This window comes from Sphaerochaeta globosa str. Buddy (genome assembly GCF_000190435.1).
Classification (GTDB): Bacteria; Spirochaetota; Spirochaetia; order Sphaerochaetales; family Sphaerochaetaceae; genus Sphaerochaeta; species Sphaerochaeta globosa.
On sequence record NC_015152.1, the window covers coordinates 929,466 to 954,089 of the forward strand.

Genomic DNA, 24,624 nt, shown 5'->3' on the forward strand with positions numbered 1-24,624 from the left:
TAGCATGCAAAGAACTATTGTTCAGATGCTGCACGATGCAGCTCAGAAATACGGGGACCGGGCATACACCAATTCAAGAGCTGATTCAGGCTGGCAGCCCAGCTCATTCAAGCAAACGGACATTCAGTCGGATTATGTTGCTGCATACTTGCTCAATCATGGATTCAAAGCCGAGCAAGCGGTCGGTATTCTCAGTGAAGGCAAGAATTCCTGGGTTACATTTGAACATGGCGTCATTAAGGCAAGAATGATCAGCGTCCCTTTGTCCATAAAGCTGACACCTGAGGAGATTGCTTTTCGCATCAACCATAGCGAGGCAGTCATCCTGGCGGTTTCTGCCAATACGTTGGGCAATGCTGCTAAGGCTCTGCCGTTCTTCGACCATCATGTGATGTTCGTCTACCTCGATGAGCAGGATGACCGCCTGGAAAGCCAGATCAGCCAAGCAAACTGGAAGCAGGATGTGGATTACGTTCCCTACTCCACCATGCAGATGGATGGTGAGGCCCTGTTGGTAAAGCAGCCGAATCTTGTAAAGGATGTAGAGGCACAAATCAGCGAGCAGGATACTATCAACATCTGTTATACCAGTGGTACAACAGGCAATCCGAAGGGAATCATGCTCACCCATGTCAACTACTACACCAATGTGCATGATGCCATTGATCTGTTCCAGCTCCCCGATGCTCAGTTTGAGACATTGGTTGTGCTCCCAGTTGATCATAGTTTTGCGCATACCGTGGGTATTTATACGGCTTTGCTTCGGGGCATTACCCTCCATTTTGTCGATTCCCGCGGTGCCAATGCTGCAATTATCCGCAACTTCCCCAAGAACCTCGTGGAATTGAACCCCGTGTTCTTGATGACGGTTCCCTCCATTACCGGAAACTTCATGAAGAAAATGATTCAGGGTATCCATCAAAAGGGTGCCTTTGTCGAAGGGATTTTCAACAGAGGGCTCGAAGCAGGCATGCTTCGCAATGGTGATGGCTTTCATAAGGGTGGGACGTGGATCCGCATCAAGACATGGCTGCCGTATACCTTGGCCAACTTGCTGGTATTCCCCAAGTTGCGCAAGATTTTTGGTGACAGAATGCTCTATTGTGTAGGTGGTGGTGCGTTGCTTGAGGCCAAGCAACAGCGTTTCTTTGCTGCTATCGGCATCCCTGTGTTCCAAGGCTACGGGCTTACTGAAGCCGCTCCTATCATCAGCAGCAATACTCCCCATCGCTATAAGTTCGGTACCAGCGGCATGGTTGCCAAGAGTGAAATCTGTAAAATCATGGTCGATGAGACTACCGAGGCAAAGGTAGGGCAGAGAGGCGAATTGGTCATAAAGGGCGAGAATGTCATGAAAGGCTATTTCAAGAACCCCTCTGCCAGTGCCGAGGTTCTGCGGGATGGTTGGCTTTGGACCGGCGACCTCGGGTACTATGATGAGGATGGGTTCTTGGTCGTAACCGGCCGTGCGAAGGCGCTTTTGATCAACAAGGATGGCGAGAAGTACAGTCCTGAGGAAGTTGAGGAAGTAATGGTCAACAGCCTTTCGGTCCTGAACCAGCTGATGGTGTACAATGATCATAAGATGATTACTACTGCCTTGGTTACGTTGCAGGAGGATGTAGTTACCCATCTCATTGAGGAAAAAGGCTGCAAGACTGCTGAAGAGACTTTGGATATGCTTGTGACAGAACTGAAGTCCTATGAATCCCAGGCTACGTCCATTCCCAACATATGGCTTCCTTCCCGGTTTGCCATCATCGAAAAACCGTTCAGTGAAGCTGATGGTTTGGTCAATTCGACGATGAAGCTGGTTCGCTACAAGACTACCGAATTCTACAAAGACAGGATTGCAGAACTGTACGAAAGTGAAGCGGCGAATAAGAAAGCCAATATTGAAGTAATTAAGCACCTGTTCTTCAAGTAAGAAAGAATCCTCGCAAAGGAAGTAAAACCGGTATACAAGCGGGGACGAGAGTCTCCGCTTGTTCTCTTGGTGGTCAATAGTAGACATTACTAAAAAAATGTGTAACGCTTTAGCTGTGAGTTAGTTTTCTAAGTACGACGATATGACATACCTAAGCATATCGCCTGATTGCTATCGAGAGATATCCTTTACTTGTATGGGTGAGGGAGTGGGAAGATAACGAATGGGTTCCCCCACAGAGGAGGGCATCATGAAGAGAGTGGTCGTACTGGTTTTGTTAGTACCGATTCTAACAATTGCAATGATTTCATGTGACGCTGATATACGTTCCGACATAGCCGGTCTCATGGGCGGCTTCGGTGGAAACGTCTATATCGACAACGAATGGGTGCAGCCCAATAAAGCTGATGCTGAGGCGGCGGTTACCGCAATTGCCTCGCTCGGTACTGCAGGGTCAACTGCAACAACATCAAACACTGCAGCTGAAACGGTATTTGGGATAAATGGAGTTGATCTTAGCGGATTGACATCTGGAGCCACAATCTTGGCACCCCAGTCAGTTGATGATCAAAATGCGTTGAAGAATTCAGTTGCATCGGCGCTGACTTCTCCGACACAGACCGCTACACTGATTGTAGAACTCAGTAAACCGGCAACTGCTGAACAGAAAACTGCTGCAGCTGGCACGACTGCCGTCTTTAATGCTGTGATAACCTCATTGGCAGCCCAAGTCACAACAGACAACCCAACGCTTGGAGCAGCTATTGCAGAGCTTTCGCTTCCTGATTTCAGTGCAACTGATGATATTACCCAGGGTGATATCCTCATCCTTCAGATGATGACGAACCTGGTCAACAATACCATCACGCAATTGTCCGATGGGTCGGGTGGTATTGATGCTGCGACTGTAGACTCTGACACAGCCCTGGCAATTCTCGGCGATGCCTTGTTCACCGCCCAGGTTGCAGAGCAGCTCTCCGGAGCTTCAACCATCAACTTCTCAGGGGACCTGATCACAGGCCTCACGGGTTTGATGGATGACAGCGGAGATAAGAGCTCAAGAAATGGAGGTGATGATACTGTTCCTTTGGATGATCTGAAAGATTCCATCGGGGTTAAGGTGGTCAATACTCTCATGCCCCAGATTGTTGGGATGTTTGGCATTCAGAAGTCTGAAGACACCTTTACGTATACCGCAGAGCAATATAAGAAATTCCTGCTGAATCAGAGAGCATATCTGGCATCCATGAATCATGCGATTGCATTCTATGAGGCCGGTAACATAAGCAACTTTGAAGATGATAGGATGGATGTAGGTACGCTGATTAAGTATCTGATTGCATTCATGGTTACTACCTTCGACGATTTCTACGACGCGGAGTCAACAACTCCGAGTTTGACGAAGCCAGAAACCTTCTTGGCGTTTGTAAATGCTAATAAGGCAATGGCTTCAGGGACCTTGGATGAGACAACTCCCGGGACTATGACTATTCCTGGTGATTTCAAGAAGATTTTCACAGCAATGGGCACCTATTTGAGTAGTAAGCAAACAAATGATCAAATACTTACCAATTTGGCCAACAGGGCAAAGACGCTTGTTGAGATGACTGGATTTGAAAACGCAGATTTGGATAAAATGCTCGATGACCTACCGACTACCATTGACGAATGGTTCGAAGAGTAGGAGGAAAACAGAATGAAAAAGATTACAATACTCCTGGTTGTGTTATTGCTGTTGGTTGGGCTGTCTGGCGCATTTGCTGCGGTCAGTGTATATGATCCTGCTACCGTCGAACGATATAAGGCTGCTGGAGAATCGTTCCAAGGTACCAGCGTAAGGGTCTTGAGCATGGGCGGAGCAGGCTTGGGTGTTCGTGGGTACTACGATAGCTGGTTGATGAACCCTGCCAATGCTGCGAAAGCTGGTTTCAAGTTTTCATTCCCGGCTGTGACGGTAACTGCCTACAACCCGGTCAAGATTCTTGAAAGCCAGATGTTTGACAAAATTGAGGATGATGATCCTGCTGGTGCAGCTGCTGAATTCCTGAAGACCATTACGCAAGGTTATGGTGATATTCTCACCACCGATCTTTCAATGGGTATGTCATTTGGTAGCTTTGCACTCTCTCTTGAGGCTCAAGAACGCTTGATGAGTTTCCAGAAGACTGCAGACAGTTCTTCCTTGAATTTGATTGCTCAAGTAACAACTGCTGCAACCGTCGGATATGGATTCAGGATTAACCTTGCTGAAACGATGAGTATCGACCTTGGTGTATCAGCAAAGGCAGTGTATAAAGCGTATCTCAAGGCTCAGAGCGCATCGACCATCACGTCTGCTGTAGCGGATGAGAACTTTGATCCAGCCAAGACCTTCATGAATGAGACCCCGTTGATGGCTGGGTATGCACTACCTCTCTCCGCTGGTGTCAATGTGAACCTGCCGGTAGGACTGACCGTCTCTGTCGTTGCTAAGAATTTCAATGGCAACTACACCATGAACACCTATGATTCCATGAACGACTGGGCAGAAGAAGTTCTTGGGCAACGGTTGACTGAAGATGCTGACGACGATGCAAGTACAGCTGCCATTGAACCCGAGTGGACTATTGAAGTTCCTTGGAGACTCGATGCCGGTCTTACATGGGCTCCGAACATTGGTTCCTTGCTCAGACCGATTGTCGCAGTTGATGTTGTTGACGTCTTGGCGATGTCTGGAAAGACAGGCGAGGATCTTACCCGAGCCTTCTTTGAACAGACCCGCCTTGGAGCTTCTGTGAGACTGCTCAGCTTGTTTGATTTCCGCTATGGTTTGAATAAGGGGTATCAGTCGCTTGGTGTTGGGTTTGACCTTTTGGTCTTCCATATCGATGCTGCATACTACACCCAAGAGTATGGTCCGAGTATCGGAGACAAGCCCATCGATGCACTCTCCCTCCGGTTCTCGCTTTTCTCTCGCTAGTATCGTTTCCTCTACTCAACTGGAATGCCCTCCCTGCAAAGGAGGGCATTTCCACGTCTAGGGATTGGTGTTGTTATCTAAGTAACATTCTGTGTAAATTTCCATAATTGTGCATGTTTCGACCTATACTTTGTAACGAAACCCGTGTTATAGTCTCGCTATATCACACATACAGGGTCTTTCACCCTATTTGAGAGAGGTCAACATGACAAGTTTTGGAATTTGGGGACTCATTCCTCCCGTTCTCACCATTACCCTTGCATTTATTACCAAGGATGTAATGGTCTCTCTGTTTCTCGGCATTTTCTCCGGAGCAATCATTGTAGCCGGCGGGAATCCCCTGGTTGCAATCATCAACCTTACCGACATGATTGCAGGTTCCCTCAACGATGGTTGGAACATCCGCATCTTCCTCTTCTGTGCATTGCTCGGCGGCTTGGTCGGCATGCTCAGCAAGACCGGGTCCGCCCACGCCTTTGGCCGGTGGGCTGCAGAGAAGCTTCACACGCAGAAAAGCACGCTTTTGATGACTTGGGTCTGCGGCCTCTTGATTTTCATCGACGATTATTTCAACAGTCTTGCCGTCGGAACGGTCATGCGCCCCATTACCGACAAGAACAAGGTGTCCCGTGCTCAGCTGGCCTATATTCTCGACTCCACGGCAGCTCCTGTGTGTATCCTCGTACCCATCTCCAGCTGGGTGATCACGGTCATGTCGATTGTAAAAGGCTCTGAAGGTTTTGAAGTACTTGGAGTAAGTGAATTCTCCTTCTTCATGCGGTCGGTACCCTATAATATCTATGCATTGCTTACGGTATTCATGGTACTGTTCATCGTATTGTCAGGGAGAAACTTTGGTCCGATGGCCGGCAGTATCGCCTATGCAAAGGAAACCGGAAAGCTCTACAACGAGGCGTATGGGCCCGCTCCTGGTGAAGTCGACATCGATGGCAACGAGAATGCGGCCAAAGCCAGACCCCTGGACATGCTCTTCCCCATCATTGTTCTCATTATTACCGCAGTCACATTCTTTCCGGTTACCACCTACCTTGGTGCCATCGATGGAGAGACTATTACCAGCTTGGGTGCAGCAGCCGCCTCCATGTCCGTTGGTGATGCCTTTAACAACACCGACGCATCCATGGCCCTCTTCTATGCTGTCATCTTTACGTTGGTCATTTCCTATATTTACTACATGGTCCGCAAGCTTTTCTCCATAAAGTCTGCAAGCGAAGCCATTGGTGATGGTATCAAATCGATGGTGCCCGCCCTGATCATCCTGACGATGGCATGGACTATCGGAACGGTTATCAAGAGCAGCCCCGAAGACGGCGGCCTCGGCCTTGCCTCCTTCCTCAGTGATGTCGTTGTCGGCGGTGGTTTCCCCATTGCCTTGGTGCCGGTAATCGCTTTCGCCCTATCTGCCCTGATCGCCTTCTCAACCGGAACCTCATGGGGCACATTCGCCATCATGATCCCGATTGTAATGCCCATCGCCGTTGGTCTTGCCCAAGCAAAGGGTCTTGCTGATTCCTCACTGCTCAATGCAGCTATGATCAGCGTCAGTGCGGTGCTTGGCGGCGCGGTCTTCGGTGACCACGCATCCCCGATCTCCGACACTACCATTCTCTCCTCAACCGGTGCAGGATGCCCTCACCTTGAGCACGTAGCAACCCAGATGCCCTATGCAGTTACTGCAGCAATCTGTACGTTGGTAGGTTTCATTTTCGGTGGTATAACCCTCAATGTCTTCGTAGCTTGGTTGGCAACACTCATTTGCTTCGCCGCAGCAATGGTGTTCCTGCCCCGTTACTACAAGAAGTAAGGGACCGTTTCTGCTGCTTAGCCCGCCGTTTGGCGGGCTTTGTCTTGCCCTGAGGCCGCAAGCCACTTATACTTATATGTATGGGGAGGACGGCATGGATATAGTACAGATTCAAGGACACATCAAGGAGTACGAGTGGGGCAACAGCTCGTTCATTCCCGCACTTCTCTCCCAGGAAGAGGATACAAAGAGTAAAGCAGAGCTTTGGTTCGGGACTCATCCCAGTGGTGATGCCAAAGTCGTTGAGAATGGTGAAGCCCTTTCTACATTCCTTTCACAGGACAGTCTTCATTGGTTCGGCCAGGAACATCTGGATTGTTTCGGTGATCAACTTCCTCTTTTGTTGAAGGTCCTGGCCATCGATCGCCCCCTATCCATACAGGTGCATCCCACCAAGGCACAAGCCGAGGATGGGTGGGCCAAGGAAGAGGCCATCAGAGCCCATCTGAGCAAGGACCTGTGGAACTATAAGGATCCCAACCGAAAGGCCGAAGTTATTTATGCCCTTACCCCCATTACTGCCATGTGTGGGTTCAGACCGCTTGCTCAGATAATTCCTATGTTGAAACTCCTTATTCCAGATGGGTTTGCTCTGCACTTTTCCTATTTGGAAACAGAGAAAGAATCCTCAGACAAGCTTTTGGCAAGACTCTTTGAAGAGCTCTATACGATGAAGATGGAAGATCTCTCTGTCCTGATAGAAGAGTACATTGCTTCGTTGAAAGTTCATGAGGACCTTCCGTTTGCCACCGGCGATGGTGCTTTCTTGGAAAGCAAAGGGATTGTGCTCTCTTGCTATGGGGCCTATCCAAAAGACCCGGGGCTTTTCTGCCCCTTCCTGCTGCACGTGAAGCATCTGTATCCGGGTGAAGCCCTCTATCTCGAACCGAGGACATTGCACGCCTACGTACTGGGCAACGGCATTGAGTTGATGAGTGCCTCGGACAATGTGTTGCGCGGGGGGCTTACCAACAAGAAAGTTGATGTGAAAGAGCTGATGAAAATTTTGGAGATCAAGGGCAGAGAAGTTGAAAAAGCGCCGATGCTCATCGGCCGTTCAGGACGACTTCATGTACTTACCCCCACGGAAGAGTTCCACCTTATGGTCCTCAAGTCAGGAACCTATCATATCAATGAGAGAAGAAGTATCGAGATGTTGTTTGTTACCGAAGGACAGGCTTCCTTTGAGTCGGAAACGGAGACTCGTACGTTGGAAAAGGGAAGTTGCCATGTAGTCGCTGCATCTCTTGCTTCCTATACCTTGAAGGTTGAGGGAACGCTCTTTATCGCCGATGTTCCGCGCTAGAGAACTTTTCTCAATTTAGGCTTGGATAGCCTGTTATTAGAATGCTATAGTCCTTGTATGGATAAGTATCTGAAGGTATTACGCAAAGAAATGCGCCCTGCGATGGGCTGCACAGAACCTGCAGCCTCAGCCCTTGCCGGTGCTAAGGCTGCACAGCTGTTGACTGGTTATCCTACATCCCTGGAAGTAATTACCAGTAGGGACATGGTAAAGAATGCCATGGGAGTAGGACTGCCCAATTGCTCACTCAAAGGTATTCAAGCTGCTGTTGCACTCGGTGCCTCCGGTGGGGATGTCGAGAAAGGTTTGAGTATTCTCAGTGATCTTTGCCCAGAGCAAATTCAGCGGGCAAGTGCGTTGCCTGTTTTGCTTTCCATCGAAACAGAGGTTCCTTCACTCTATATCAAAGTGATCGCCAAGAATGATGAAGGGTATGCGATTGCTGTCATCAGCGGTGAGCATGACCGTTTTAGTTATCTTGAGCAGCATGGACAGGTCTTGCTCAGTTTGGCTGTCGATGCCTGTGGCTCTTCCTTGGAAGAGGAGGATGCCCAGTTTCTGGGAAATACTTCCTTGTCTGAATTGCTTGCATGGGTACAGAGTGCACCACAAGAAGCTCTGGATTTGGTCCTGGAAGCGAAAGAAACCAATATGGCGATAGCCAAGCATGCCATGGAGCATTCCTATGGGCTTTCTGTGGGGAGGATTGCTTCTGAACCCATTGGTAAGGAACCTTCAAGCCTGTCTGAAGCGTTCAGTCTTGCTTCGGCTATGGCTGCTGCAGCCAGTGATGCAAGAATGGCTGGTTGTCCGCTTCCGGTTATTATCAACAGCGGCAGCGGCAACCAGGGGATTACCCTTACGGTTCCTCTGGGGGTTGTTGGTTCCTATTTGAAGTGCAGTGATGAGAAACTGGGTAGGGCTTTATTGCTCAGTCAACTGATTGGCCTTGCCTTGACGGCGAAAAAGAATAGACTCAGTGCCTTGTGTGGGGCCTTTACCGCAGCCATCGGTACTGCCTGCGGACTGGTGTACCTGCTCGACGGCACTCTGTTGGAAATGGATAGGGCATTCAATACCATGGTGGGCAACCTTACCGGTATTATTTGCGATGGGGCGAAAATGACGTGTGCGCTGAAGATTTACAGCTGTGTAGAAGCTGCAAACCTCGCGTGCAAGCTTGCTTTCAGGGGAATGTCTCCGGGAAATGAGAGCGGTATTGTTGGAAAGACCAGTAAAGAGAGTATGGATTTCCTATCGAGAATCAGCCATGAAGGTATGGAAGAAACGGATAAAACGATTCTTTCCATCATGTTGGGAAAACAAGCATGAACTATGTTGCAATAGATTTTGAAACGGCGAATGGATATCCGGGCGGCGCTTGCTCGGTCGCTTTGGCTCGATTTGATGAAGAAGGGATGTTGCTGGACACGTATTATTCACTTATTCATCCAAAGCACCCGTATTTCGATCCAAGCATGACAGCGGTGCACCAACTCAAGGACGAAGAATGCCTTGCCGCTCCCGAATTCGATGTGATTTGGCCGCAGATGCGGGACTTCATCGGAAAAGATTTGTTGGTGGCCCACAACGCAGTCTTCGATATGGGCGTACTCAAAGGATGCTTTGAGGTGTATGACCTGGAAGCACGGCAAATGACCTATCTCTGTACGCTGACTATTGCAAGGAAAGTCTGGCCGAAGATGCTCAGCTACAAACTAAGCTACTTGGTGGACTACTATGGAATGGAATATCAGGCGCATTATGCCCTTGATGATGCAATCATGTGCGGGAAAATGATGCACAAGCTTTGTTACGGGCACCTGTACGAGATGCTCGACCTACGCCGCTTTTTGATCACCAAGGGCATTGAGCCGAAATTTATCGAGAACCAGCGAAAAGACGCAGATTTTTTCCTATAAGTGGATAGAGTCCGGTTGCCCAGAATCCTACCAGCGTATAGCGCATAAAAGCTCCAACTGCGTACAGCGATTCAGGAATAATTGCCTTGGCTCCCATGAACAGCAGAATGCCGATAAGCCCGATTACGTAGCGAAGGATTTGCTTGCTTCGCTTCTCTTGGACAACGAAGTTGACTTTCACATTCTCCAGGGCAAAGCCCAAGTAGCCACCGCCGCCCAGGGCAAAGACTTTCATGAGGTCGGTGAAGGCAACTTCATCGATCAGGCCCAAATTGAGCAGGATAGCCGTGATGGTCCCTGCAATGAAGGAAAGGGTTCCGATCCATATGCTGAGACGGATACGCTTTTGCTTGTCGTCGTAGAGAGCATTCAGATAGTGGCTCACCACGAAGCTGATGGCCACACCCAACAACAAGCCAGCAAAAACATCTATAGGCCAGTGAACTCCCAAATAGAGCCTGCTCAGTCCTACGAGAGCCATCATCACGGCACATAGGATGCTCAGAGGCCTTTTTTTGAAGGTGAGAGCCAATGCGGTATAAAAGGCCGCTCCGGTGGTGGTATGACCGCTGGGGAACGAGTAGCCTGTTGCCGTTTCCAATCGCTTCCCATCGATGGACTGGAGTACCTGGAAAGGCCTTGGTGCACGGACTATGGCCTTGAGGATCCCCATGCCAAGAACAGCAAACAGGACCGAGGTGAAGAGCGCAAAGCCCTTCTTCTTGTCATAGTTGTAGAAGACATAGAGAATGACTGCTATGACGAAAGTCTGCTCGCCTACCGCTGAAGCAATGTTCGCCAAGAAATCGAGGACTGGGTTTGCAATATTGAGAAAGAACAGCATGATGGCTTCTTGCATGGATAACTCCTTGGAGCCAGTATACGGGAGGAAAATATCTCTGACAACCAGCAATGTAGTTGACAAAAAAATGCGTTTCGTGTAGTTTCCAAGAGTGCTTTTTGAGGGTGTAGCGAAGCTGGTTATCGCGACGGCCTGTCACGCCGTAGATCGCGGGTTCGAGTCCCGTCACTCTCGTTTCTGCAGCCGCTTTGGGACTTCCAAGGTGGCTGTACTTTTTTGAAAACGCTTTGTGGGTTGTTGACAAAACTACAAGGATAGTGTAGTTTCACTCTTGCTATGAGGGTGTAGCGAAGCTGGTTATCGCGACGGCCTGTCACGCCGTAGATCGCGGGTTCGAGTCCCGTCACTCTCGCTTTCAGAAACCGCCTTGGATTCCAGGGCGGTTTCATTTATTATATGCAGGTATATCCTGATTTTGGAGGAACGATGAAGGTACTGGTCGGCATGAGCGGTGGGATTGACTCTTCAGTCGCTGCTTACTTATTGAAGCAGCAGGGGCATGAGGTGATGGGCGTTACGATGACCATCTGGAATAAACGCTCCCATCTGACTCGTCCCTTGAACTCCACCAGTTGCTTTGCTCCCGATAAGACTGAAGATATTATCGCCATCAAGAAAATCTGTGAGAAAATTGGAATCGAGCACCAGGTGCTTGAACTCAGTGACCTCTTTGAAGAAATTGTGCTAGCCAATTTCAAGACGGAATACATGGATGGAAGGACTCCCAATCCCTGTGTCTGGTGCAATTCCAAGATTAAGTTCGGAGCCATGGTGGAGTACGCCAAGGAAAGCGGACTGGACTTTGATCGGTTCGCTACCGGTCACTATGCAAGAATTGTTGAAGAGAATGGCCGCTATGCAGTTGCAAAGGCTGTAGACTTGAAAAAGGACCAGTCGTACTTCCTCTATCGGCTCAACCAGCAACAGCTTGCCCGTACCCTGTTCCCTCTTGGTGCAATGACCAAGGAAGAAGTCCGGCGCATCGATGTTGCCCAAGGGTTTCACAAGGTATATCAAGAAGAAAGCCAGGACTTCTACGATGGTGATTACACGGACCTGTTGGACATTACGTCCCGCCCCGGCAACATTGTAAACAGGCAAGGCCGTGTGTTGGGTCGGCATGAAGGTATTTGGCATTATACCATCGGCCAACGCAAGGGCTTGGGTATTGCAGCAGAAAGGCCTCTCTATGTGCTTGCATTGCGCTCTGATACCAATGAAGTAGTGGTCGGTTTTGTAGAGGATACTCTGCAAAGCACCGTAACAGCTGGCGATGTTGTTTGGTCGAGCGTCCAAACGCTTCAGCAGGAGGTCATGGTTCAGGCAAAAATCCGCTCAACCGGCTTTGCTACCGAGGCAAAAGCGCATCAGAATCCCGATGGGAGCATTACTGCAATCTTCAGTGATGAAGTGAAAGCCGCCACCGTCGGACAGTCGTTGGTCCTCTATGATGGGCCTGTCATTCTTTGCGGAGGCATTATCGTCCAAGCCTGTTGAGTGTTGCTCACCTCCTGCTTTCGGTTTATGATGAAATGACAAGGAGCGATCAATGCGAGTCATTATCCAAAACGATTATGAGAATCTGTCCCTCTGGGCAGCACGGTATATTGCCAACAGAATCAGGGCGTTTGAACCAAATGCAAATCGGCCATTTGTCCTTGGCCTCCCTACTGGATCCTCCCCGCTGGGAACCTATGCTGAGTTGATCAGGCTGAATAGGGAAGGGTATGTCTCCTTTGCCAATGTTGTTACCTTCAACATGGATGAGTATGTCGGACTTGCTCGGGACCACGAGCAGAGCTACTACACATTCATGTGGAAGAATTTCTTCAACCATATCGATATCAAAGCCGAAAATGTGCACATCCTGGACGGGACAGCCAAAGACCTCGAAGAGGAATGCCGCTCCTATGAGGATGCCATTGCCGCCTTTGGTGGTATCGAGCTGTTTCTCGGTGGCATAGGAGCCGATGGACATCTCGCATTCAACGAACCGTTCTCCAGCCTTTCCAGCCGGACGCGCATCAAGAGTCTTACCTACGACACCAAGGTTATGAACAGCCGGTTCTTCGACCACGATATGAGCAAGGTTCCTTCCCAGGCCCTGACCGTCGGTGTCAAGACAGTCTCTGACAGCCGCGAGGTCATCATTCTGGTCAATGGCCATAACAAGGCACGGGCCTTGCAGGCGACCATCGAAGGGGGCGTCAGCCAGAGTTGGACCTGCAGTGCATTGCAACTGCACCCCAAGGCTCTCATCGTCTGCGATGAAGCTGCCTGCGGAGAACTGAAGGTGGATACCTACAAGTACTTCAAGGATATTGAAGGCGATAATCTTTCAGTTGCAGCGATGCTCAAGTAACCTAAAGAAAAGCAGGCTCAGCATTTTTTGCTGAGCCTGAATCATCTTATTTCACTTCGATCAACTGGTATTTGGTGCTCCCCAATCCAATTTTTTCTGCATGTTCCAGTCCTACCCGCCAATCGGTGGTCGGATGGCTGGTTGTAAGGTTGTCGCACTGTTTCTGACTCACTTGGCCCAGCTTGGCAGTAGGAATGGGGGGCATGTTGTTTACTGCATCCACGCAGGCTTGGTCCAAGGCTACCGGGTCGAATGAGGCAAAGAACCCGACATCCGGGACAATAGCCAGATCATTCTCGCTGTGGCAATCACAGTCGGGGGAGACCTCGATGACGATACTGATGTGAAAACAAGGTCTGGTATAACAGATTGCATGGGTATACTCAGCAATCTTGCAATTCAGCTTGTCGTTGGAGCTGTTGTCGTTGTTGGAAATGGCATCAGTGGGACAGACACCGATACAGCGGCCGCAACCGACACACTTGTTTTGGTCGATCCAGGAAAGTCCCTCTGTGATCATCGGGGCATCGTGGGCGCAAATGTCCACGCAGTTGCCGCAACCGATGCACAAACTCTGGTCCACCTGGGGTTTTCCATCACAGTGCATCTCCATTTTACCAGCCCGTGATCCTCCACCCATCCCGATGTTTTTCAGAGCCCCGCCAAAGCCTGTGCTTTCATGTCCCTTGAAGTGGGTAAGGCTGATCAGAACGTCGGCATCCATCAGGGCCCTTCCAATCTTTGCCTCCTTCACATACTCCCCGCCAACGACGGGAACCAGGACTTCATCGGTTCCTTTCAATCCGTCGGCGATAATGAGGTGACAACCGGTGGCATACGGCATGAACCCGTTCTTGTATGCACTGTCCAAGTGGTCCAGGGCGTGCTTTCTCCCTCCTACGTACAGGGTGTTGCAATCAGTCAGGAAGGGTCTTCCTCCCAGCTGCTTGACTACATCGACCACGGTTGCTGCGTAATTAGGTCGGAGAAAAGCCAAGTTCCCCGGCTCGCCGAAATGCATTTTGATGGCGGTGAACTTATTCTTGAAATCGATGGAAGCAATGCCGGCTTGCTTGATCAGTCTTTCAAGTTTGATAAGGCGTGAGTCTCCATTATGGCAACGAAGATTTGTGTAGTAGACTTTGGAAGTGTTCACGGAAAATACCCCGGTTTTTGATTTTTATTTGTTATCGTAGTCCCATCTCACTGACTACCTTGATAGCCAGCTGTGGTCTGTCTGTCATGATCGAGTCAACACCCAACCCTAAAAGGCGGCGCATCTCTGCTTCCTCGTTGATGGTCCATACCTGGATAATGGATCCCCGCCTGTGCATTACCTCTACAAACTGCTTGGTTATGATTTCAATCCCCCATTGGCGGACAGGAACCTGAAAAATCACCTTTGACCTTGCAGTTGTCCACGTAGGCAGAAGATGCAGTTTTTGCAATGCAAGCAAGGGAGCCACTTCCTTTGTGGTGATACTGGTCTGGATTCTTGGCTCTTTTTTCCTAAGCAACTGTAGATTCGCAAGATTGAATGACGCTGCCACAACGCGCTTGGTTGCCTGCTCCTCTTCGATTACCCTAATGAAGGCATCCACAGTGTCGGGGCCCTCGCTTTTCAAATCGACATTGAAACGCATCGCTGGACAGGTTTTCAGTGCCTCCTGAAGGGTGCATAACTGTACTCCCTTGCCTCGGAAAGGAAAGGTTTTTCCTCCATCGGGGGTGAATGTGTACCCGGCATCCAGTTGTTTCAGTTCCCTAAGGGTGTGATCTTCGACACTGCCGCTGCCGTTGGTATTGCGTTCCAGCGTTGGGTCGTGCCAAATTACCAAGTAGCCGTCCTTGCTCAAATGTACATCGGTCTCGATTACATCCACACCCATTTTACAGGCGCTTTCGAAGGCCGGCAAAGTATTCTCAGGAAAGTGGGCGCTGTCACCCCGATGGGCGACTACGCGGGGAATTGGATCAAAAAAAGACTTAAACATCGTCCTCCGTCTCCTTATGAGCCTTGATGCGGGACATTTTCACAAAGACCTTCACCATTTTCTGGATTTCGCTTTCAGTCAACCCTGCACGAACAAAGGTGTCCCTAAGGAATCTGAATGTCCAAAGCTTTTCCTGGGCGAGCTTGAAATACCCGATTTCATCGAGTGCCTCACAAGAGGCGAGGGCTGCTTTTTCACATCGGTCCTGAGTTACCGGATTGGCCTCGACAGGATATGTCTTGATGGTGTCGAACAGAGTGAATGTGACAATTTGGACAGCTTGGGAGAGGTTGAGGGAAGGGAATTGGTCGCTGGTGGGAATGGTAACCACCTGCGAGCATTGGGCGACCTCGTCGTCGGTCAATCCGTCCGATTCCCTGCCAAAGACAATGGAGACCAAACCCTGTCCAGTCTGTTGTATGGTGGATGCAAGTTGCAGGGGGCTGAGTGCACTATTCTTGCGAAACTTGCCACGTCTTCGGGTGGCAGCAACTGAGAGTACACTTTGCGCAAGTGCCTCCTTGAGGGTTGGAAATCGCTTTGCATTGTCCCACACATCGCTGGCGTGCAGGGCAAGTGTTCGTACGCGATTCTCATCATACTCACGCTCTCCTACTAGGACGAGACGGGTGATTCCCATCGTCTTCATAGCGCGACACGTCGAGCCGATATTGGCTCCATCCTGTGTGTCCACAAGTACAATTTGAATCCTGGCGAGATTGCTTTGTTGGTCCATAAATCCAGTAGTACCAGATATTGAAGGTTTTTCCAAGCTAGTCTATAGTTGTTCCATGACAGAAACATCGTCCGGCAACAACAAGTATTCACATATCTTTCTTGGAATACTCGCAGTTTTGGCCATTCTTGCAGTACTGAAAGTCTCCAAGGATGTTACCATCCCCTTGGTCCTCTCTTTCTTTTGTTTCCTATTATTCAGTCCTTTATTGCGTCGGCTCGATAAATTGCACATCCCCAAGATTTTTTCAGTAACCTTTGTGATGGCTCTTTTGCTTTTCATATTTGTGCTGGCCGGTTGGTTTGTAATCATGACCGTGGACACCTTGGTTCGCTTGATACCCTTCTATGCCGAGAAAGTGGTGTCGCTGGATCGGCTGATCTCCAGCAGGGTTTCTACCTTCGTCGATCTTCCTTTAGGAACAAGTTTCCTCTCCCTTCTGCCGGTAAACTGGTCGAGTCTTGCGATCAGCAGTCTTACTTCCATTTCAAACAAGTTCCTGGACATAACCAAGGTAGCGACCCTGGTCTACATATTCTTTCTCTTTTTGCTCTTGGAGCGACAGAGCGTCATTCCCAAGTTGCTTGCAGCTATACCCAAGAGCAAAGGTATGAAAATTGCCGTGATGTTTGAACGCATCACCCGCCAGATATCCAAATATCTGCTTCTTAAGGCTGTGATCAGTGCTTTCACCGGACTGTTTTTCTTTTTGGCTGCCATAGTTACCGGGCTCGACTTACCCATCCTGTGGGGTGTGTTGGCCTTTGTTTTCAATTTCATCCCCTCTGTCGGATCGGTCATTGTCACTACATTGACCATCTTTATGGCCCTGATCCAATTTGCCCCTGACTGGACTAACGTAATGTACGTGGGCATCCTTACCATCAGCACCCAGATGATATTGGGCAACATCATCGATCCTCGCCTTCAGGGAGGACAGCTCAACCTCTCTCCTTTTGTTATTCTGGTTTCCTTGTCATTGTGGGGATTTATCTGGGGTATTCCTGGGATGTTCATCTCCGTTCCGCTGACCAGCGTCCTGCAAATCCTTTGCGCCAATATCAAGAGTCTGAGGCCTGTGGCAATCCTCATTTCAAGCGGCAAGAGTTACCAACGGGAGAGTACCAAACAACGGACCTTGGAACGATATCTGAGAAAGCAGGATAAGCTCAAGCGCGGCGAGCATCCTACGGCGGCCCACATGGCTGAGGCGGAGAATGCCGAAGCGACCAACGATTACCATAAGGGCGATTTTGTGTTGCCTGAGAGTTTCGGCGACAAAAAATGAACGGTTTCCCTTTCTTGACAGAACAAGAGGCGGCTACCTATCTTTGGCCGGCCTTTTCGCTTGAAAGCTCCTCACTAGAGGAGTTTCGCTCGCGGATTCTCTCCTTCTACGAACGGCATGGTCGTCATTTTTCGTGGCGACAGACCAGCGACCCGTACCATATCCTGCTTTCAGAAGTGATGCTTCAGCAAACACAGACTTCCAGAGTCGAGCCTAAATACGAGCTATTCCTCTCTCTATGGCCTACTTTCGCCGATTTGGCTGGCAGTTCGCTGGATGAGCTGCTCTTTCACTGGAAAGGTTTGGGATATAACCGAAGGGCATTGAACCTCAGAAAAAGTGCAAAAATGACCGAAGCCTGGAACTGGACCATTCCTGATGACCCTCTCTTGATTGCATCGCTTCCCGGGGTGGGGAAGTCAACCGCGGCAGCTTTACTTGCGTTTTGCTACCATCACAAGTCAATTTACCTGGAAACAAACATACGTAGGGTTCTGCTAACCTGTTTCTTTGCAGAAGAGGAAGCGGTGAAAGACAGGCAACTGGAAAACCTGCTTGCCTCACTGGCCGACGGGGTACAGGATATGAAGAGCTGGTACTACGCCCTGATGGATTATGGGGTGTTGCTCAAGCAGTTGCTTCCCAACGCAAACGTTCGCAGCGCCCACTATGCAAAGCAGAGCACCTTTGAGAATTCAAACCGCCAGATCCGCGGGGCCCTGATCCACCTGCTCTCCGATACCGGACCCAAAGAGCGCGACCAGATAGCTACGATGCTCGCAAGTTTTGAGGAAAATCGCATTTATGCATGCCTTGGACAGTTGCAAAGCGAGGGGTTTGTCGAGGAGATGGACGGCATATACCGTATTGCTAAGGATTAGCCTTCTTATCTACGAACAAATTTCCGGCCATACCGGCAAGCATCAACAGCGAACCAACTAACAGCGGCAGCGAGAAGCTGTCAAAGAATAGGGTATCGATAGCCAGGCTCATGAGAATCTGGGCGGAAGAGAGCAATAAAGCTGAATAGACCGCAGGAATCTTCACGATGACGTAACTGGTGCTTACCACCACAAATACCGCAAGCGTACCGCCGGAGAAGAACAGCAACAAGGGGAGGCTTGGTGTGGTGATGAGACCTGCAAGTGTCTCCTTTCCCTGCAAGAGGAAGTAAAAAACCAGACCAGCAGCCAGGCCCCCGATGAAATTCTGATGGCTGGCCCTGATGGCTCCTTTGTAGATGGCAAGCGTGCTGTTGAGCACCATTTGCGTCATGGTAAGGGCGCCTGCAAGAATGCCCAGTGCAATGAAGAGCAAGGCGAACGTCCCTTCACCGCTGCCGGCCATAATGATAATGCCGACCAGACTGACTCCCAGACTGAGGGCCTTGGCCTTGTTCAAGGAACGTTTTTGCATACCCATCCAGCCGGTAAGATCAAATACAAGCGAGCAGAGGCTCTGACCGAAGACGGTGGAAGCCATAGCCAGCGATGCTCCGGTGTTGATGACCGTATAGTAATTCAGATTCAAAATGGCCAAACCGAACAAACCATTGAAATAGAGATACCATGGAGCTTTCAGCCCGGGCCCCCTGATTGCAGGCTTGTTTCTTCCGACTATCAGGATAAGCGAAAGAATAGTCAATCCAATGGTATGATTGACGATCAGCGAGACGCCCATGGTCGTTGCTTGCCCGTACAGGGTGTTTGCAACAACCATGATTGAAATGACCATGCCGGTGATGACATCCAAAATGAGATACAGTGCGAGGTTCATGAGGGTATTGTATCCTTTCATGCCTTGTCATGCCAGCATAACCTTCCTACAATGGCGATATGTCCATACCCCCAGTCGACCGAAGTTCCCTTTGTATGTACCAGCAGATGTTGCTTGGTAAAGCGATGCCCCCCCACAGCCTGGGAAGGCTCTCCGACCTTGCCCTGGACCTCGCCCTGATCAGGTCCCGTCCGCTGAAGCATCTTGCACTTATTCTCTTTGCTGCAGATCATGGTATTGTTGAGGAAGGGGTTACGCACAGCCCTCCTGAGATTACCTATCAGCAGTGCTGCAATTTTGCCGCCAGTGGTGGTGCATGTTCCCTGTTTGCAGGTCTGAACAATGTTTCGCTTTGTGTCATCGATGTAGCAGTCAAGCATACGTTCTCTCCCTCTGACGGCGTGTTGGATGAGAAAGTTGCTTGGGGAAGCAGGAATTTCCTGTATGAAAAGGCTCTTGATAAAGAGGCTTGCTTGCAGGCAATTGAAGCGGGACAAAAGGCCGTTTCAAATGCTTTTACGCAAGGCTTTGATGCCATTGCCTTCGGTGAGATGGGAGTAGGGAATACCACCAGTGCTTCCAGCGTGGCTGCAGCCCTCACCGGCTTGCCTGTGGCCTCGCTCACCGGTAAAGGTTCGGGCTTAAGCGATGAGGAGCTCATGCATAAGATAGCCGTAATTAAGAGAGCCCTTTCGTTGCATTCCCAGCGCGAACCCTTTGAGGTGCTTTGCAACCTTGGGGGATATGAGATGGCAGCCATCTGTGGTGGCATGTGGCAGGCGGCCCGGCTGGGCCTGCCCATCCTGCTTGATGGGTTTGTGGTAAGCAGTGCAGCCTTGGTGGCGGTACGAATGGAGCCAGCCTTGGCTGACTACCTGATTGCCTGCCATCGCTCTGCAATGCAGGGTCATCAGGCAATACTGGATGCCATCGGGTGCAAAGCGGCACTTCTTGACCTGGGAATGCAGCTGGGAGAAGGAACAGGAGCCTTGGCGGCCTGGCCGCTGGTTCGGCTTGCAAGCCATATTCTCTTTGAGATGACCAGCTTCGAACAGGGTAGGGTTACGAACAGCACCGCGCTCCTGCAAGAGTTGGGGGTACTATGAAAACTCCAAATCTCCGTATCGGGACCACCAGCTATATTCTGGCTGACGACATTCTTCCCAATGTCCGCTACCTCGCCCCCCTAGTCGATGATATTGAACTGGTCCTGTTCGAAAGCGAAGGGATGAGTAATCTACCATCCAAGCAGGTCATTGATGAATTGGCAGCTCTTGCTACGCAGCATGACCTTACCTATACGGTGCATTTCCCTTTGGACCTATATCCCGGCAGCAGTGATCCCTCTCTTCGGTCAGCGTGTGTTTCCTCCCTTCTTTCCATCATCGAACTGACTCGAAGCCTCAAACCTTTCGGGTATGTACTGCATCTCACTCCTGAACTGTATGGGCCACTGCCTTCCTTGGATGTCGGACGTTGGCACGTTTGTGTGGATGAGACCTTGCAGACGTTGCTGAAACGTACGGATGTGGATCCAAGCATGTTCTGCATTGAAACGCTCAGCTATCCGTTTTCCTCTGTGCAGGACTTGGTTGAACGCTACAATCTTTCGGTAACGCTGGACATCGGGCATATCTGGCTGATGGGGTATGACAGCGACAAGGCGATGGATGCCCTTTTTAGAAGGACTCGCATCTGCCATCTGCATGGAGTGCGTGAAAAGACCGACCACCTGGGTTTGGACCAGGGGGATCAAGCCGCTATCGAGCATTTTTTGCATCGTCTCGTTTCGCAAGGAAACTGCGACGGTAGGGAGCGTGTTCTTACGTTGGAAGTGTTTTCCGAGGAACAGTTCCATGCTTCCCTCTCCCTCTTGGGTCAAACCCATGCTATGATGAACTGAAATTGGGGAGGGCGCCATGGCTACCATTGACCTGAAAAAGACCCAGATAATGGGATATCCGCTTCATCCTGGAAAAGGAACGCTTGTTTCTACAACCGGGGGAGTGAGAATTCATACCCGTCTCAAGAGCCAAGTGAGCCTTATCATAGGTGGAGGGCGAAGCGGCAAGAGTTCCTATTCCCAGGATTATGCACTGAATATCTGTGAAGGGACTGAATCGAGAGCCTATATCGCAACAGCCGAACCGATTGATGAGGAGATGAAACAGCGGATTGCCGCCCATCAGCAGGACCGGGGAGAACGATTCATCACCATCGAGGAAAATCTTGACTTGGCTAAGGCCATCAGGGACCTTCCACCCTCAGTTGAAGTATGCGTAGTTGATTGCCTGACTGTATGGCTGGGGAATCTCTTGCATCACTATGGGATACCTTCCAAGCGGTTTGTGCAGATGGATGCACTGTATGAGGTGCTTCGCAACCCTCCTTGCGAGATTCTGTTGGTGACCAATGAAACGGGCTTGGGTCTGATTCCTGCCGATGCCGAGAGCCGTTCCTTCCGTGACCTCGCAGGATGGATGAATCAGGATATCGCCCAGATCGCCCAGAATGTCATTCTGCTCGTGGCAGGGCTGCCGCTTGCCCTCAAGGGCAAGGTGTTGTGACCTTGCATAGCCTGAGTTTTGCCTTCAGGACCCTTACTCGATTCCCCTTACCCGGCAACGGTGAGGATAAGCCTGAGAAGAGTTTATTTTGGTTTCCCCTTGTGGGGGCCGTTCTTGGGTTATGCTCATACGGCATCTCCTTGCTCCCTCTCACTGATACCGTTTGCGCTGCCTTGATTATTGCAGCAGGTGCCTATCTGACTCGGGGCTTTCACCTCGACGGTCTTGCTGATTTTGCCGACGGCTTAGGGGGCGGGTACAGTCGTGAGCGGGCTTTGGCGATAATGCGTGACAGCCATAGCGGCGCTTTTGCAGTGATTGTGCTTATCACCGTATTGCTTGTGCAGTATGCATGTATAACCGAGCTTGTCCAAACGCTGCCGTTGGCTCTTATTTTTGCTCCTGCCATCGGGCGATTGATGCAGGTTATTGCAGCCTCGTTTCTTTCCTATGCACGAGAAGGCGAAGGCACAGCTTCTCTTCTGGTACGACGTTCGACCAGGAAACACAGCATTGCACCTACGCTCCAAGTAGTTGTCGCGTTGGTGCTCCTGTATTACTTCTGTAATGAAACATTCGCCTTGAGGGCTTTGCTCTCGCTGGGGTGCGCCTTGGTGATGAACCTTGTCGTCATGCGGGTTGCAAAGAAGCGTCTTGGCGGGGTTACAGGGGATGTATTGGGAGCAATCGAGGTACTTTGTGAAAGTGCATCGCTTCTCGGCTTCCTTCTCCCTCTTGCATGAATTTGGCGTGTCGGTAATACTACCTTACACAACATGAGAGGTAGGGTGATGGATATTGTCTGTCTTGATATGGAAGGGGTACTCGTACCGGAAATCTGGATTAATGTTGCCTTGCGTACCGGCATTGAAGAGCTGAAGATTACAACCCGCGAGGAGCCTGATTACGACAAGCTCATGGCCAACCGCATTAGGATTCTCAAAGAGCACAACCTGCATCTTTCCGATATCCAGCAGGTAATCGACGGTATGGGACCGCTTGAAGGTGCCTATGAGTTCCTCAAGGCTCTTAGGTCGATGACTCAGGTGGTAATCCTCAGTGACACCTTTACCGAGTTCGCCCAGCCTCTGATGCGCCAACTCGACTATCCTATGATTTGGTGCAACAGCCTTGAGGTCGACGATCAGAATATGATTGTGCGCCACCGTATGCGGCTGCATGACGGCAAGCGAAAGGCAATTCAGGCGCTGAAGGTCCTGAACTATCGTACCTTTGCAGCAGGCGACTCCTACAACGATTTGAATATGATCAGGGAAGCTGATGGCGGTTGTCTTTTCCGTGCACCCCAAACCATACTCACCCAGTGTCCCGATCTACGCATCACCAACACGTACGAAGAGTTTCTTTCTGAGATCGAGGATTTCCTGAAAGCATGAAGAGAGAACGTCTGACTCCCACCATAGTCATGCTTGTACTTTCCATGCTGGTTGGGTTCTCCCTGCTTGGCTTGGTATACAAGCCTTCCTTATTGATGGTGCTCGTGCTAGGATTGGTAGTGTTAAGTATGGCAGTTGCCCTTCTTGTCTATGCCGTGAAATTCGACCGTCAGATGAGAGGGCGGGAGAAAGCGCATGAAGAGTCGACTCAAAAATGAGCTTATAGCAAACCAAGCATGGAAAGAACGGAAGACCGTAGTTTTCCTCAGTGATTTTGGTACCGGCGATGGAGCTGTCTCTGCCATGCACGGGGTGGCCAACAGCATTTCCAACAGCATTCGGTTGGACGACTTGACCCACGACATCCCTCAATTCAACATCTGGGAAGCTTCCTACCGGCTTGCCCAAGCTTTGCCGTATTGGGCTGCCGGTACCGTATTTGTGTGTGTGGTCGACCCCGGGGTGGGTTCAGACCGCAAGAGTATTGCCGCCCTGACCGAAAGTGGGCATGTGGTGGTGACGCCTGACAACGGGACCCTTACCCATGTTGCCGACCGCATCGGATTGGTGGAAGTACGTACGATCAACGTGGAGGATAACCGGCTTAGCGGCAGCCAGATGAGTTACACGTTTTTCGGTCGCGATGTCTATGCATATACAGGGGCCCGTCTTGCTGCCGGACTCATAGAATTTGAGCAACTAGGTCCGATTCTTCCCAAACTGGTCAAGTTGAAGATTGAGCGGGCACGCCTTGAAAGCACGTCCCTCATTGGTTCCATCGATATTCATGATAGCCGCTACGGTTCGTTGTGGACGAATATCGGCAATGAATTCTTGTCTCAGTTGGGCGTAGACTGGGGCGATCAGCTGCAAGTGGTGATTACCAAGAACGGAAGAATCGTGTACGGCTACCATCTGCCCCTCTGCAAGGCGTTCACTGATGTGGACAAAGGGGAGCCGTTGATTTATGTCAACAGCCTGCTTAAGCTTGCAATTGCCGTCAATCAGGGGAGTTTTGCTGCAACCTATCAAATCGGCACGGGTGAAGGGTGGAAAATTACCTTTTCAGTGGTATCATGACTAGAGCTTTTTTCAAGGAGGTTTGTTTATGAGTACATCAAAAGGTATGCAGGCGGTAAAAATGGTGGTGATTATCGCCATCGGTGCAGCACTCTATGGAGTCGGCGGTCTGATCAGCATCCCGGTGTTTGCCAACACAACCATTAAGCCGGCAATGGCGATTTTGGCTCTGTTTGCCGCAGTTTACGGGCCTGTCATCGGCTTTCTGGTCGGCTTTCTCGGGCATCTGCTTACTGATTTGTTTGCAGGTTGGGGTGTTTGGCTTACTTGGGTGCTCGGTAGCGGAATCGTAGGTGCTGCCATCGGCCTGTTCGGAAAAATGAGCAACCATACCATTGATAAGGGAGAGCTTCCCCGGTCTTCGATCGGCTTGTTCATCCTGCTCTCTTTCTTGGGTAACTTCATCGGCTATATGATCAGCGCCCTGCTTGACTACCTTTTCTTTGCCGAACCCATGGACAAGGTCATCACCCAGCAGTTGATCATCGCCTTCTCCAATACCATCGTCATCGCAATCCTTGGCACCTTGCTACTCATGCTCGTCGTGAGACGCAATGCAAGCAACAAGAATCTAGCCAAAGACAACGAGGCATAAAAGGAGTACGCACGGGCTCTTATAGCCC

At 50.2% G+C, this 24,624-nt stretch carries 24 protein-coding genes and 2 tRNA genes; 21 read left to right on the forward strand and 5 right to left on the reverse strand.

Annotated features, from left to right (window positions below; genetic code table 11):
• The first annotated feature begins 4 nt into the window (after positions 1-4).
• The 7 genes from SPIBUDDY_RS04355 (at position 5) to SPIBUDDY_RS04385 (ending at position 9,939) form a co-directional block, all read left to right on the forward strand.
• The gene (locus tag SPIBUDDY_RS04355) at positions 5-1,927 is read left to right on the forward strand and encodes an AMP-dependent synthetase/ligase (protein ID WP_013606546.1); all 1,923 of its coding nucleotides are present in this window, start codon (positions 5-7) and stop codon (positions 1,925-1,927) included.
• Between the two features lie 250 nt (positions 1,928-2,177).
• Positions 2,178-3,611: a hypothetical protein gene (locus SPIBUDDY_RS04360; protein WP_013606547.1), complete on the forward strand. Its 1,434-nt coding sequence runs from the start codon at positions 2,178-2,180 to the stop codon at positions 3,609-3,611.
• Positions 3,612-3,623: 12 nt separating this feature from the next.
• Positions 3,624-4,886, forward strand: coding sequence for a hypothetical protein (locus tag SPIBUDDY_RS04365; RefSeq protein WP_013606548.1), 1,263 nt, complete (start codon positions 3,624-3,626; stop codon positions 4,884-4,886).
• Between the two features lie 205 nt (positions 4,887-5,091).
• On the forward strand, positions 5,092-6,711 hold the full coding sequence (locus SPIBUDDY_RS04370) for a Na+/H+ antiporter NhaC family protein (protein ID WP_013606549.1): 1,620 nt from the start codon (positions 5,092-5,094) through the stop codon (positions 6,709-6,711).
• Between the two features lie 94 nt (positions 6,712-6,805).
• Positions 6,806-8,017: a mannose-6-phosphate isomerase, class I gene (manA, locus tag SPIBUDDY_RS04375; protein WP_013606550.1), complete on the forward strand. Its 1,212-nt coding sequence runs from the start codon at positions 6,806-6,808 to the stop codon at positions 8,015-8,017.
• A 57-nt stretch (positions 8,018-8,074) separates the two neighbouring features.
• Positions 8,075-9,349, forward strand: a complete 1,275-nt coding sequence (locus SPIBUDDY_RS04380) for an L-cysteine desulfidase family protein (RefSeq protein ID WP_013606551.1) — start codon at positions 8,075-8,077, stop codon at positions 9,347-9,349.
• Positions 9,346-9,939 (forward strand): exonuclease domain-containing protein, encoded by a 594-nt coding sequence (locus SPIBUDDY_RS04385; RefSeq protein WP_013606552.1) that lies wholly within the window; start codon positions 9,346-9,348, stop codon positions 9,937-9,939. The genes SPIBUDDY_RS04380 and SPIBUDDY_RS04385 overlap by 4 nt, the downstream gene beginning before the upstream one ends.
• Here the strand turns inward: SPIBUDDY_RS04385 and SPIBUDDY_RS04390 are convergent.
• Positions 9,899-10,798, reverse strand: coding sequence for a phosphatase PAP2 family protein (locus SPIBUDDY_RS04390; RefSeq protein ID WP_013606553.1), 900 nt, complete (start codon positions 10,796-10,798; stop codon positions 9,899-9,901). The two genes, SPIBUDDY_RS04385 and SPIBUDDY_RS04390, sit on opposite strands and share 41 nt — an antisense overlap.
• Positions 10,799-10,901: 103 nt before the next feature.
• Here SPIBUDDY_RS04390 and SPIBUDDY_RS04395 point away from each other — a divergent pair.
• The 4 genes from SPIBUDDY_RS04395 (at position 10,902) to nagB (ending at position 13,163) form a co-directional block, all read left to right on the forward strand.
• Positions 10,902-10,975 (forward strand) — tRNA-Asp (locus SPIBUDDY_RS04395).
• A gap of 104 nt (positions 10,976-11,079) precedes the next feature.
• A tRNA-Asp gene (locus tag SPIBUDDY_RS04400) sits at positions 11,080-11,153 on the forward strand.
• Between the two features lie 74 nt (positions 11,154-11,227).
• Entirely contained in the window at positions 11,228-12,298 is a 1,071-nt protein-coding gene (mnmA, locus tag SPIBUDDY_RS04405) for a tRNA 2-thiouridine(34) synthase MnmA (RefSeq protein WP_013606554.1), read from the forward strand.
• 52 nt (positions 12,299-12,350) lie between these two features.
• Entirely contained in the window at positions 12,351-13,163 is an 813-nt protein-coding gene (gene nagB, locus SPIBUDDY_RS04410; RefSeq protein WP_013606555.1) for a glucosamine-6-phosphate deaminase, read from the forward strand.
• 46 nt (positions 13,164-13,209) lie between these two features.
• Here nagB and SPIBUDDY_RS04415 read toward each other — a convergent pair whose 3' ends face one another.
• Genes SPIBUDDY_RS04415 through SPIBUDDY_RS04425 form a run of 3 tightly spaced genes read right to left on the reverse strand, consistent with a single transcriptional unit; the run spans position 13,210 to position 15,893 of the window.
• On the reverse strand, positions 13,210-14,319 hold the full coding sequence (locus SPIBUDDY_RS04415) for a DUF362 domain-containing protein (RefSeq protein WP_013606556.1): 1,110 nt from the start codon (positions 14,317-14,319) through the stop codon (positions 13,210-13,212).
• 31 nt (positions 14,320-14,350) lie between these two features.
• Positions 14,351-15,157: a glycerophosphodiester phosphodiesterase family protein gene (locus SPIBUDDY_RS04420; protein ID WP_013606557.1), complete on the reverse strand. Its 807-nt coding sequence runs from the start codon at positions 15,155-15,157 to the stop codon at positions 14,351-14,353.
• Complete coding sequence (locus tag SPIBUDDY_RS04425) at positions 15,150-15,893, reverse strand: RNA methyltransferase (RefSeq protein WP_013606558.1); 744 nt, start codon at positions 15,891-15,893, stop codon at positions 15,150-15,152. The genes SPIBUDDY_RS04420 and SPIBUDDY_RS04425 overlap by 8 nt, the downstream gene beginning before the upstream one ends.
• A gap of 55 nt (positions 15,894-15,948) precedes the next feature.
• On the opposite strand from SPIBUDDY_RS04425, the gene SPIBUDDY_RS04430 reads away from it, so the two are divergent.
• Positions 15,949-17,181, forward strand: a complete 1,233-nt coding sequence (locus SPIBUDDY_RS04430; RefSeq protein WP_013606559.1) for an AI-2E family transporter — start codon at positions 15,949-15,951, stop codon at positions 17,179-17,181.
• A 14-nt stretch (positions 17,182-17,195) separates the two neighbouring features.
• A complete protein-coding gene (locus tag SPIBUDDY_RS04435) occupies positions 17,196-18,062 on the forward strand; it encodes an HhH-GPD family protein (protein ID WP_245523809.1) in 867 nt (288 codons plus the stop codon).
• Here the strand turns inward: SPIBUDDY_RS04435 and SPIBUDDY_RS04440 are convergent.
• On the reverse strand, positions 18,052-18,957 hold the full coding sequence (locus SPIBUDDY_RS04440; RefSeq protein ID WP_155816053.1) for a DMT family transporter: 906 nt from the start codon (positions 18,955-18,957) through the stop codon (positions 18,052-18,054). The genes SPIBUDDY_RS04435 and SPIBUDDY_RS04440 overlap by 11 nt on opposite strands.
• Before the next feature lie 59 nt (positions 18,958-19,016).
• Here SPIBUDDY_RS04440 and cobT point away from each other — a divergent pair, with 59 nt between their 5' ends.
• From cobT to SPIBUDDY_RS04480, 8 genes are read left to right on the forward strand one after another with little or no spacing between them, the layout of a single operon-like run.
• Positions 19,017-20,063 carry a nicotinate-nucleotide--dimethylbenzimidazole phosphoribosyltransferase gene (gene cobT, locus SPIBUDDY_RS04445; RefSeq protein WP_013606562.1) on the forward strand — a complete coding sequence of 349 codons (1,047 nt, stop codon included), beginning with the start codon at positions 19,017-19,019 and terminating at the stop codon, positions 20,061-20,063.
• Positions 20,060-20,860: a cobamide remodeling phosphodiesterase CbiR gene (gene cbiR / locus SPIBUDDY_RS04450; RefSeq protein WP_013606563.1), complete on the forward strand. Its 801-nt coding sequence runs from the start codon at positions 20,060-20,062 to the stop codon at positions 20,858-20,860. Before cobT ends, cbiR begins: the two co-directional genes overlap by 4 nt.
• A gap of 16 nt (positions 20,861-20,876) precedes the next feature.
• A complete protein-coding gene (gene cobU / locus SPIBUDDY_RS04455) occupies positions 20,877-21,524 on the forward strand; it encodes a bifunctional adenosylcobinamide kinase/adenosylcobinamide-phosphate guanylyltransferase (RefSeq protein WP_013606564.1) in 648 nt (215 codons plus the stop codon).
• A 2-nt stretch (positions 21,525-21,526) separates the two neighbouring features.
• The gene (cobS, locus tag SPIBUDDY_RS04460) at positions 21,527-22,267 is read left to right on the forward strand and encodes an adenosylcobinamide-GDP ribazoletransferase (protein ID WP_172634185.1); all 741 of its coding nucleotides are present in this window, start codon (positions 21,527-21,529) and stop codon (positions 22,265-22,267) included.
• Positions 22,268-22,315: 48 nt separating this feature from the next.
• A complete protein-coding gene (gene thrH, locus SPIBUDDY_RS04465; protein WP_013606566.1) occupies positions 22,316-22,921 on the forward strand; it encodes a bifunctional phosphoserine phosphatase/homoserine phosphotransferase ThrH in 606 nt (201 codons plus the stop codon).
• Positions 22,918-23,139, forward strand: coding sequence for a hypothetical protein (locus SPIBUDDY_RS04470; protein ID WP_013606567.1), 222 nt, complete (start codon positions 22,918-22,920; stop codon positions 23,137-23,139). The genes thrH and SPIBUDDY_RS04470 overlap by 4 nt, the downstream gene beginning before the upstream one ends.
• The gene (locus tag SPIBUDDY_RS04475) at positions 23,117-24,001 is read left to right on the forward strand and encodes an SAM hydrolase/SAM-dependent halogenase family protein (RefSeq protein ID WP_013606568.1); all 885 of its coding nucleotides are present in this window, start codon (positions 23,117-23,119) and stop codon (positions 23,999-24,001) included. The genes SPIBUDDY_RS04470 and SPIBUDDY_RS04475 overlap by 23 nt, the downstream gene beginning before the upstream one ends.
• Before the next feature lie 28 nt (positions 24,002-24,029).
• Entirely contained in the window at positions 24,030-24,596 is a 567-nt protein-coding gene (locus SPIBUDDY_RS04480; protein WP_013606569.1) for an ECF-type riboflavin transporter substrate-binding protein, read from the forward strand.
• Positions 24,597-24,624 lie beyond the last annotated feature (28 nt).